At 64.3% G+C, this 7,761-nt stretch carries 8 protein-coding genes; 6 read left to right on the top strand and 2 right to left on the bottom strand.

From position 1 onward, the window contains the following. Positions 1-213: NADPH-dependent FMN reductase (locus tag AC1D1X_RS10905; protein ID WP_477698270.1), on the bottom strand; the 213-nt coding region annotated here is incomplete at its 3' end. A 332-nt stretch (positions 214-545) separates the two neighbouring features. Here AC1D1X_RS10905 and AC1D1X_RS10900 point away from each other — a divergent pair. The 6 genes from AC1D1X_RS10900 to AC1D1X_RS10875 are packed head-to-tail and all read left to right on the top strand — an operon-like array spanning position 546 to position 6,552. Beyond that, positions 546-1,565, top strand: coding sequence for an ABC transporter substrate-binding protein (locus AC1D1X_RS10900; protein ID WP_477670789.1), 1,020 nt, complete (start codon positions 546-548; stop codon positions 1,563-1,565). Further along, positions 1,562-2,416, top strand: coding sequence for an ABC transporter ATP-binding protein (locus AC1D1X_RS10895; RefSeq protein WP_477698269.1), 855 nt, complete (start codon positions 1,562-1,564; stop codon positions 2,414-2,416). Before AC1D1X_RS10900 ends, AC1D1X_RS10895 begins: the two co-directional genes overlap by 4 nt. Beyond that, the gene (locus tag AC1D1X_RS10890; RefSeq protein ID WP_477670791.1) at positions 2,409-3,248 is read left to right on the top strand and encodes an ABC transporter permease; all 840 of its coding nucleotides are present in this window, start codon (positions 2,409-2,411) and stop codon (positions 3,246-3,248) included. The genes AC1D1X_RS10895 and AC1D1X_RS10890 overlap by 8 nt, the downstream gene beginning before the upstream one ends. A 27-nt stretch (positions 3,249-3,275) precedes the next feature. Beyond that, on the top strand, positions 3,276-4,628 hold the full coding sequence (locus AC1D1X_RS10885; RefSeq protein WP_477698268.1) for an LLM class flavin-dependent oxidoreductase: 1,353 nt from the start codon (positions 3,276-3,278) through the stop codon (positions 4,626-4,628). Then, on the top strand, positions 4,628-6,229 hold the full coding sequence (locus AC1D1X_RS10880) for an FAD-binding protein (RefSeq protein WP_477670793.1): 1,602 nt from the start codon (positions 4,628-4,630) through the stop codon (positions 6,227-6,229). The genes AC1D1X_RS10885 and AC1D1X_RS10880 overlap by 1 nt, the downstream gene beginning before the upstream one ends. After that, complete coding sequence (locus AC1D1X_RS10875) at positions 6,226-6,552, top strand: 4Fe-4S binding protein (protein ID WP_477670794.1); 327 nt, start codon at positions 6,226-6,228, stop codon at positions 6,550-6,552. Before AC1D1X_RS10880 ends, AC1D1X_RS10875 begins: the two co-directional genes overlap by 4 nt. 201 nt (positions 6,553-6,753) lie before the next feature. On the opposite strand, the gene AC1D1X_RS10870 is transcribed toward AC1D1X_RS10875, so the two are convergent. Then, entirely contained in the window at positions 6,754-7,692 is a 939-nt protein-coding gene (locus AC1D1X_RS10870) for a TauD/TfdA dioxygenase family protein (RefSeq protein ID WP_477670795.1), read from the bottom strand. Positions 7,693-7,761 lie beyond the last annotated feature (69 nt).

Below are 7,761 nucleotides of genomic sequence, written 5' to 3'. Positions count from 1 at the left end.
GCCCTGCGCCGCCTTGATCTCGCCCTTGAGCCGCTTCACCTCTGCGGACGGATTCCCGTCATCGTCCTGGTTGTAAGGCGGCAGGTCGTCAATGCGCACATGGGTAAAGCTGAAGTCTGCGGGAAACAGCTTTTCAAGCGCGCCGGCGAGTTTTTTGTTGAACGAATCCTTGCGGATGCTGCCGACGATGACAGCGATGTTGTATTGAGCCATGGGGTTCTCCAGAAAGGTGGGAATGAAAGGGTTTGATCAGCGAATGCGCGAATGCGCAAAAGGCATTCCCGGTTTTAAATCAATTCACCGCCGCGCGCTGTAGGACTTCAGGACAGAAATACCCCAAGGTTCCGCAGCGCTGCCCGCTTCCCGTCAACACGCCAGGCCGCTTCTGCGCAAAACCAGACAGCACCTCAACAGCCGACTGCCCGGGATGCAGCAACAAAGCCACCCGGACGCCCTGAAAACCCCGAAATCACCCCTGAATCAGTCCGAAATCACTGGCATGGATGCTGCGATGTTGAGCCCGTCAACCACTCACTCCTCACGCCATGAATATCACTCGCTTCCTCGGTCTCACAGCTTTGTCGTTTGGCCTCCTGTCCACTCAAGGCCATGCCGCTCCCCCGCTTGAAAAGTCCGAAATCCGCTACCAGGGCTGGGCCGGCCAGGTCACCTGGATCGAGCTGGCCGAAGACCTGGGTTACCTTGCGCCGCTCAAGGCCAAATGGGTGGGCAACACCATCAGCGGCCCGCAAGACATCCAGAGCGTGGTCACTGGCGATGTCGACCTGGGTGGCGCCTTCAACGGCGCAGTCGTGAAGTTGCTGGCCAAGAAAGCGCCTATCAAGGCGGTGCTGGGCTACTACGGTGTGGATGAAAACACCTGGACCGGCTACTACGTCAAGGAAGACAGCCCGATCAAATCCGCACGCGACCTGATCGGCAAAAAAGTCGCGGTGAACACGCTGGGCGCACACCACGAGTTCATGGTCCGCGAATACCTGGAACGCGCCAGGCTCAGCGAAGCGGAAGCCAAACAGGTGACGCTGGTCGTAACGCCGCCGGTCACCGGTGAACAGGTACTGCGCCAGGGCCAGGTCGAAGTCACCACCCTAGGCGGTGTGCTGCGCGACAAGGCGCGGGAGCGCGGCGGCATACGCCCGCTGTTCACAGACCGCGACCTGTATGGCAACTTCACGGCGGGCTCGATCGTTCTGCACAACAAGTTCATCGAACAGAACCCCAACACCAGCCGCCATTTGGTGTCGGCGCTGGCGCGTTCCATCGAATGGGCGCGCAACACACCGCCAGCCGAGGTGCGGGCGCGCTTCGTCAAGATCATTGACGGCCGCAAGCGCGCCGAAAGCACAGACACCATCCAGTACTGGAAAAGTACCGGCGTGGCGGGAACCGGAGGCGTGATCAAGGACAAGGAGCTGCAGATCTGGATCGACTGGCTGGTCAAGGATGGTTTGCTCAAGCCCGGCCAGGTCAAGCCCACTGACCTGTACACCAACGCTTTCAACCCCTACGCCAACAGCGGCGAAAAACTGGCGGCCGCCAAATGAGCGCCGCAAAAATCCGCTTTGAAAACGTCAGCAAGGAGTTCACCGTTCGCGCGGACGACGGCGGCGCCGCCAAACGATTTGTTGCCGTGCATGACGTGACGCTTGACGTGCGCCCCGGCGAGTTCCTGGTGCTGGTCGGGCCCAGCGGCTGCGGCAAGTCCACCCTGCTCGACCTGCTGGCCGGCCTGGCACTGCCCACCAGCGGCCGCGTGCTGATTGACGGCCAGCCCGTGACCGGCCCGGCGCGCGACCGCGGTGTGGTGTTCCAGCAGTACGCCCTCTTCCCCTGGCTCAGCGCGCTGGACAACGTGGCCTTTGGCCTGGAGGTGGCAGGCGAGGGCAAACGCGCCCGGCGCGAGAAGGCCGCGCACTACCTGGAGCTGGTGGGCCTGACCGATTTTTCCAACCGCTTTCCGCATGAACTCTCCGGCGGCATGAAACAGCGTGTGGCCATTGCGCGCAGCCTGGCCTACGAGCCGCAAGTGCTGCTGATGGACGAGCCCTTTGCCGCGCTCGATGCGCAGACACGCGAAACGCTGCAGGAAGAGCTGGTCGAAATCTGGCAACGCACCGGCAAGACGATTGTGTTCATCAYGCACGGCATCGACGAAGCCGTGGTGCTGGGCCAGCGCGTGGCCATCATGACGACCCGGCCGGGCCGCATCAAGCAGATAGTGGACATCCCCGAATCCTTGCGCAGCGGCACCGACGACGTGCGCTCGCTGCCGCTGTTCGGCGAGCTGCGCCACGAGATCTGGTCGCAGCTGCATGACGAGGTGGCATCTGCCCGCCGCGAACGCCGCGCCCGTATTTCCTCACAACCCATCCTCAAGGAAATTGCCCATGTCTGACATTGCCCTGAACGCGGGCGCCGCACCCCTGGCCCTTCACACGCCGCCGCTCTGGAAGCGCCTGCAGGCGCAAGTTGCCAATGCCACCTGGCGCTCCGGCCTGATCGTGGCGCTGGCCCTGCTGTGGGAACTGGCGCCGCGCCTGGGCCTCACCGACCCGACCTTCCTGCCGCCGCTCAGCGAGGTGCTTGCCGCCGGCTGGGCATTGGCACTGAACGGCCAGCTGTGGGAACACACCTCCATCAGCCTGGCCCGTTCGCTTGGCGGCTTGCTGCTGGCCATCGTGTTCGCCATTCCGCTGGGGCTGGCCATCGGCTGGTACCGGCGCCTGGGCAACACACTCAACCCGCTGATTGAGCTGCTGCGCAACACGGCACCGCTGGCATTGCTGCCGGTGTTCCTGCTGCTGCTGGGCATTGGCGAGGTGTCCAAGGTTTCCATCGTGGTGTATTCGTGCGCCTGGCCCCTGTTGCTCAACACCATCTCGGCCGTGCGGCAGGTGGATCCACTGCTCGTGAAGTCGGCCCGCACCATGGGCGTGACACCGCGCCAGTTGTTCCTGAAAGTCATCCTGCCGGCTTCCGTGCCGACCATCTTTGTGGGCATACGCCTGGCTGCGGCCTCCGCCATGCTGGTGCTGATTGCCGCCGAGATGGTGGGTGCCAAGGCCGGGCTGGGCTACCTGATCATTTACGCCCAGTTCAGCTTTTTGATCGCCGACATGTACTTCGGGATCATCGCCATCACTGCCATCGGGGTCACGCTCAACTTCGCACTGCAGGCGCTGGAGCGCCACTTCACAGCGTGGAAACCGGTTTCCTCGCACAGCTGACCCCATTACCAAAGAAAGAAATCCCTCATGACTCAACGCAAACTTCGCCTGGGCGCATTCATCATGGCCACAGGCCACCATATCGCGGCCTGGCGGCATCCTGGTTCCCAGGTTGATTCAGGCGTCAACATCGACCACTACATCGAGGTCGCCAAAACCGCCGAGCGCGGCCTGTTCGACCAGGTGTTTGTGGCCGACAGCCCGGGCGTCGCATTCCACGGCACCGACGAAGCCTTCAGCCGGCAGGGCCRCATGTCCTATTTCGAACCGGTCACTTTGTGGGCGGCCCTGTCGGCCGTGACGAAACACATCGGCTTTGTGGCAACAGCTTCCACCACTTACGAAGACCCCTTCCTGCTGGCACGCAAGTTCGCCTCGCTGGACCACATCAGCAAAGGTCGCGCGGCCTGGAATGTCGTGACCACCGGCGCCGACAATGTTTATGGCAATTTCGGGCTCGACAAGCACCCCGACCCCGAGGTGCGCTATGAGCAGGCCCATGAGTTCATCGACGTGGTGAAGGGCCTGTGGGACAGCTTCGAAGACGACGCCTTCATCCGCAACCCCGAAACAGGCCGCTACTTTGACCCGGCCAAGCTGCACGAGATCAACCACAGCGGCAAATACTTCAAGGTGCAGGGCCCACTCAACCTGGAGCGGCCGCCGCAAGGCTACCCGGTCATTGTGCAGGCCGGCTCGTCCGAGCCCGGGCGCGAACTGGCGGCGGCCACCGCCGAAGCGATCTTCACCGCCTGGACCAGCCTGGCCGAAGCGCAGGCCTTCTACCGCGACGTGAAAGGCCGCCTGGCCAAATACGGCCGCCGGCCTGAACAGCTGCTGATCCTGCCTGGCATCTCGCCCGTGATCGGCCGCACGCAGGCCGAAGCTGAAGCCAAGTGGGCCGAGCTGCAAAAGCTCATTCACCCTTCAGTGGGGTTGAACACCATTGCTCAATTCTGGCCCGGCGAAGACCTCACGAAGTGGGACCTGGACGCCCCGCCGCCCTACATTCCCGAACCGCCCAAGGGCCAGAACAGCCGCGCTCACGTGGTGCTGGAGCTGGCGCGGCGCGACAAGCTCACCGTGCGCCAGCTGTATGAATACCTGGCGGGTGCACGCGGCCACTGGGTGGTAGTGGGCACACCAGAGACCATCGCGGACAAGATCCAGGAGTGGTTTGAAAACGGCGCCGCCGACGGCTTCAACGTGATGCCGCCGGTGCTGCCCGAGTCGCTCAACGATTTTGTGGACCTGGTGATCCCAGAGCTGCAGCGCCGCGGTATTTTCCGCACCGAATACGAAGGCAGCACGCTGCGCGAAAACCTCGGCCTGGACCGGCCCGTCAACCAGTTCGCCGTCAAGGCCCAAAAGGTGGCGTGATGGGAAGCCGCGACCTCAACTTCACCGCCCTCGCGAACGCGGCCGGCGCCCGGCAGCACGATGCCGACGTGCTGGTCATAGGCGGCGGCCCCGCCGGAACCTGGGCCGCCATCAGCGCCGCAGCACAGGGCGCCAAGGTGGTGCTGGCCGACAAGGGCTACTGCGGCACCTCGGGCGCCACGGCGCCTTCGGGCACAGGCGTCTGGTACGTGGAGCCGCAAGGCACGCAGCGCGAAGACGCCAAAGCCAGCCGTTACGACAAAGGCGGGCAACTGGCCGAACACGCGTGGATGGACCGCGTGCTTGAGCAGACCTACGCCAACATGCAGCAGCTGGCCGAATGGGGCTACCCTTTCCCGATCGGCGAAGACGGCGAGCAGCGCCGCACCTCGCTGCAAGGCCCCGAGTACATGCGCCTGATGCGCAAGCGCGCCAAGGAGGCAGGCGTGCGCATCCTCGACCACAGCCCGGCACTGGAGCTGCTGGTAGACGAGGAAGGCACGGTCTGCGGCGCCACCGGCCAGCAGCGCCAGACGCTGGAGCCCTGGGTGGTGCGCGCTGGTGCTGTCGTGATCGCCACCGGCGGCTGCGCTTTCTTAAGCCGCGCGCTGGGCTGCAACGTGCTGACCGGCGACGGCCACCTGATGGCCGCCGAGGTGGGTGCCGATTTTTCGGGCATGGAGTTTTCCAACGCCTACGGACTGGGTGCGGCATTTGCCTCGGTCACCAAGTCGCTGTTCTACCAGTGGGCCACCTTCTACTACGAAGACGGCAGCGTGATTGAAGGCGCCGGCTCGGCTTTTGGCCGCAGCCTGATTGCCAAAACATTGCAGACCCAGCGTGTGTTCGGCCGTTTGGATAAAGCCGACGACCAGGTGAAAGCCTGGATGCGCACCGCCCAGCCCAACTTCTTTTTGCCCTTCGACCGCGCAGGCATAGACCCTTTCACCCAGCGCTTTCCCGTGACCTTGCGGCTGGAAGGCACCGTGCGCGGCACCGGCGGCCTGCGCATTACGGGCCGCGACTGCGCAACCTCTGTGCCCGGCCTGTATGCCGCCGGTGATGCTGCCACGCGTGAGCTGATCTGCGGCGCCTTTACCGGCGGCGGCAGCCACAACGCGGCCTGGGCCTTGTCGTCCGGGTTCTGGGCCGGCGCGGGTGCAGCGGGTTTCGCGCGCTCAAACCCGCATAGCGCCGCACGCGCGGTGCTGCGCGCCGGCGGCGTGGGCCTGCAGGGCACGGGCAGCGAACACACCGACAGCGAAGTCCTGATCCGGGCCGTGCAGGCCGAAGTGTTTCCTTATGAGCGCAACTGGTTCCGCAGCGGCGGCGTGCTGGAAGATTCTCTGTCGCGGCTCGACGCGTTGTGGCTGCGCCTGCGCCAGGCCGCACCGGCCGACAGGCAACAGGCGGTTCGCACACGCGAAGCCGCCGCGCTGCTGGCCCATTCGCGCTGGATGTACCGCAGCGCCCTGGCCCGCAACGAAACGCGGGGCATGCACCGGCGCCAGGAGCACGCCGCGCCCGACCCCACGCAACGGCACCGCCTCATCAGCAACGGGCTCGACGAAATCCGGGTCAGCCAGGAAGTGGTCGCATGATCGAGCTCATCAGCGCTTCGCAGTGCACCGGCTGCAACATCTGCGTGACGGCCTGCCCCACCAACGTGTTCGACGCCGTGCCCGGCGGCCCACCGGTCATCGCGCGCCAGGGTGACTGCCAGACCTGTTTCATGTGCGAGCTGTACTGCCCGGAAGACGCGCTGTTTGTCGCTCCCAGCGCCGATGAGTCCGTGCAGGTGAATGAAGAAGCCTTGCGCCACGGCGCCCTGCTCGGCAGCTACCGCAAAGCCGTCGGCTGGGGCGGTGGCCGCAAGTCGACCGCTTCGGACGACCACAGCTACCACCTGCTGCAGAGAGCCTGAGCCTCAACCCATCGCCACCATATGCTATTTATTTGATAGCTGGTGGCGCGCATTTTCATTGGCCTAGCGGCCATTTTTATTGCTCAAAATGCATCAAGACGGCCATTTTTTTGCTCGAAAGCACAAAAAAGCCGGCGCGAAGCCGGCAAAAATGGCCGGCCGCACTGGCAGCACGGCCATGCCACACGAAAGATCAATCCATCAGGCAGCCACGGCCTCGGCAGGCACCACCGGTTGGGTGACCTTCGGTGGCTGCGCCTGGCCACCATGCACGCGTGAGCGGCGGCCGTCCACGCTGATCGGCACGTCGCCGGCCAGCGTGACGCGGCGCACGATGCGCTTCTGGTCGCCGTAGTCGTTGATGGCGTAGTGCTGCGTGGCGCGGTTGTCCCAGATCACCACATCGCCCTGGATCCAGCGCCAGCGCACGGTGTTCTCAAGACGCGTCACATGGCTTTGCAGCACCGACAACAGGTGCTGTGAATCGGTGCTGGAATAACCCACCAGCTTTTTCGCGAAATGGCCGAGCACCAGTGTGCGCTCGCGGGTTTCGGGGTGTACGCGCACCACCGGGTGCTCGGCTTCATGCAATGTGCGGGTGAAAACCTCGCGGTAATGCCGCAGGCCTTCGCTCGACACTTCGTCTTCGCTGCGTGAGGCGGCGTAGTCGTAATCGTTGCCATGAATCACCCAGAGCTTTTCGGCCAGCTCGCGCAGCGCGGGCGGCAGGCCCTGGTAAGCCAGCGCCGTGTTGGCCCACACCGTGTCGCCGCCGGCGGGTGGGATCACCACGCCGCGCAGCACCGATATCTTGGGCGGGGCCACGGCGAAGGTCACGTCGGTGTGCCAGGAGTTGGCACGCCCGCCGTGTTCCGAGTCCAGCTCAAGGATGAAACCCGTGCCCTGGCGCACCGGCACCGTGGGGTGCGGCACCGGCTCGCCCAGGCGTTTGGCAAACGCCTCCTGCGATGCATCGTCCAGATGCTGCTGGCCGCGAAAGAACAGCACCTTGTGCTTGAGCAGCGCCTGGTTCAGCGCAGTGATGGTGGCGCCTGGCAGGTCGGCAGACAGGCGCAGGCCGCGCACCTCGGCGCCAATGCGGCCGGCGACCGGGTGAATATCCACGGGCAATGTTGTCATGAAGAAGCTCCTTGTGTCGTTGATAAAACGGGCGACAGAAATGACGCTGACAAGCTTCTACGCATGACT

The sequence above is a fragment of the Polaromonas sp. P1_G4 genome (assembly GCF_056405475.1).
This window is presented reverse-complemented; position numbering and strand designations above follow the sequence as displayed.